This window comes from Pseudomonas syringae group sp. 243L2, from assembly GCF_032587875.1.
GTDB lineage: Bacteria > Pseudomonadota > Gammaproteobacteria > Pseudomonadales > Pseudomonadaceae > Aquipseudomonas > Aquipseudomonas amygdali.
Map to the genome: position 1 here is coordinate 1 of NZ_JAWHPL010000024.1, position 2,925 is coordinate 2,925.

Below are 2,925 nucleotides of genomic sequence, written 5' to 3' on the forward strand. Positions count from 1 at the left end.
CGGCTGCAAGCGCACCCGACCGTGCGCGAAGTGATCGTGCTGGCCGTGGACGGGCAATTGGCCGCGTATCTAGTCCTAGCCGAGCCTGATCAGGATCAGCAAAGCCTGCGCGAAACCCTGAAAGCCGAGCTCCGTGCGCATCTGCCGGATTATATGGTGCCGACGCATTTCATCGTCCTCGACAAGATGCCGCTGACCGCCAACGGCAAGCTGGACCGCAAGGCGCTGCCCGCGCCGGATGCCAGCCGGTTGCAAGCGGCCTATATCGCTCCGCAAGGCGAGCTTGAGCAGCAACTGGCGGCGATCTGGGCCGATGTGCTGAAGGTCGAGCAGGTCGGTCGTAGCGACAACTTCTTCGAACTCGGCGGCCACTCGCTGCTGGCGGTACAGATGCTGGTGCGAGTACGTGAGCAGTTGCAGCGCGAGGTCGGCCTCAAGGACCTGTTCGAACAGCCGGTGCTGGCGGACTTCTGCACCACGCTGCACGAAAAAAATGGCGAAAGTGACCATGCGCTGGACGAATTGACTAAATCACTGGATGCACTCAAACGTTTATCAGCGGAGGAAATTGATAATTTGATTGCTTAGCAGGAGAGACCCCAGTGCAACAGTTGCTTGACTCCGTTAAATCGCTGTCCGCCCGTGAACGCAAGGCGCTGGCGGTCCTGCTCAAGCGCCAGGGGGTGAATCTCTACGGGGTCACGCCGATCGCTGTAAGGGAGACGCAGGCCCCGTCTGCGCTCTCCTATGCGCAGCAGCGGCAATGGATCATCTGGCAACTGGAACCGCACAGCGCGGCCTACAACATTCCGCTGGCGCTGCGCCTGCATGGCGCGCTGGATGTCGAGGCATTACGGCGTAGCGTCGAACACCTGATCGAGCGTCACGAAACCCTGCGCACCACGTTTGAACAGCAGGGTGACGAGGCGTTGCAGGTGGTGCATCCGGCGTCGCCGTTTGCGCTGGACGTTGATCAACTGGCGGCTGGCGAAACGCTCGAGCGTTATGTCGATCAGGAAGTGCAACAGCCCTTCGATCTGCAACACGGGCCGCTGTTGCGGGTCAGGCTGCTCAAACTGAGCGAGCAGGAGTACGTACTGGTGCTGACCCAGCACCACATCGTCTCCGATGGCTGGTCGATGCCGATCATGGTCGACGAGCTGATGCAGTGCTATCAGGCCGCCACGCTGGGCCGCAAGGCCGAATTGACGCCGTTGCCGATTCAGTACGCCGACTATGCCCTCTGGCAGCGCAACTGGCTGGAAATGGGCGAGCAGGAACGCCAGCTTGCGTACTGGAAGCAACAACTGGGCGAGCAACAGCCGATTCTGGAACTGCCCACCGATCGACCGCGCCCGGCCCTGCGCTGCTACGAAGGAGCGCGATTGAATGTCGAGCTGGATGCCGCGCTGCTGAACGACCTCAAGACTCTGGCGCGGCAGCAGGGCATCACCCTGTTCATGCTGTTGCTGGCGTCGTTGCAGACCTTGTTGCACCGCTATAGCGGCCAGGCCGATATACGCGTCGGCGTGCCCGTCGCCAACCGCACTCGCAGCGAAACCCAGGGGCTGATCGGTTTCTTCGTCAACACCCAGGTGCTCAAGGCCGACTTCGACACGCAAACCACCGTGGCCGGGTTGCTGCAACAGATCAAGCAGACTGCTGTCGAGGCCCAAGCCCATCAAGACCTGCCGTTCGAACAACTGGTCGAAGCATTACAACCGCAGCGCGACTTGAGCCGCAGCCCACTGTTTCAGGTGGCCTACAACCACCAGAGCGAAGGCCACAACGAGGCCCGCGAACTGGCCGGTCTGCGCCTGGAATATCAGGTGTCCGACAAACACACGGCGCAGTTCGACCTGACCCTGGACACCTGCGAACGCCCGAACGGCCTGGCCGCTTCGTTGACCTACGCCACCGACCTGTTCGACGCCGCAACCATCGAGCGCATGGCCGGGCATTGGTGCAACCTGCTGAATGGCATGTGCCGCGACGCCAACCAGCGTATCGCTGATCTGCCGCTGTTAAGCGTCGAAGAACGGCAAGACGCCTTGCGCGACTGGAACCCTAACCTTGCGGTTTATCCAAGTGAATATTGCGCCCATCAACGTATCGAAACCCAGACCGAGCGCACGCCGCTGGCCATCGCCCTGACTTTTGCTGGCGAGCAATTGAGCTATCAACAGCTCAACAGCCGTGCCAACCAACTGGCCCATAAACTGCGCGAGCAGGGCGTTGGCCCGGATGTTCGCGTGGGGCTGGCCGCTGAACGCAGTCTGGACATGATTGTAGGGATGCTGGCGATCCTCAAGGCCGGTGGCGCATACGTGCCACTGGACCCGGATTACCCGCAGGATCGCCTGAGCTTTCTGATGCACGACAGCGGCATCGAACTGTTGCTGACTCAAGCACATTTGCTTGGCCAGTTACCGATTCCTGCACATGTTCAGACACTGGATCTGGCGGATGCGCTGGACAGTTACAGCACGGAAAACCCGGTCAACCAGACCACGCCGGACAATCTGGCCTACGTGATCTACACCTCGGGCTCGACCGGCAAGCCAAAAGGTACCTTGCTCGCTCATCACAACCTGATACGCCTGTTTGCTGCCACGGATGACTGGTTCAAATTCAGCGAAAAGGACGTGTGGACGCTGTTCCATTCATTCGCTTTCGACTTCTCGGTTTGGGAGATTTTCGGCGCGCTGCTGCACGGCGGCCGACTGGTGATCGTGCCTCGCGAAGTGACCCGTTCGCCGGAAGACTTCCATGCGCTGCTGGTGGAACAGCGCGTCACAGTGCTTAACCAGACGCCGTCGGCGTTCAAGCAATTGATGCGTGTGGCGTGTGATTCGCCTGCGCCGATGTCGCTGGAAAAAGTCATCTTCGGCGGCGAAGCGCTGGACGTGGCCAGCCTGAAGCCGT

At 60.6% G+C, this 2,925-nt stretch carries 2 protein-coding genes; both read left to right on the forward strand.

Translation table 11 applies throughout. The annotated features are described in order from the left end of the window. Positions 1 to 588: phosphopantetheine-binding protein (locus tag RYB66_RS18435; RefSeq protein WP_316895104.1), on the forward strand; the 588-nt coding region annotated here is incomplete at its 5' end. A gap of 14 nt (positions 589 to 602) precedes the next feature. Then, on the forward strand, positions 603 to 2,925 hold a 2,323-nt coding region (locus tag RYB66_RS18440), incomplete at its 3' end, for a condensation domain-containing protein (protein WP_316895106.1).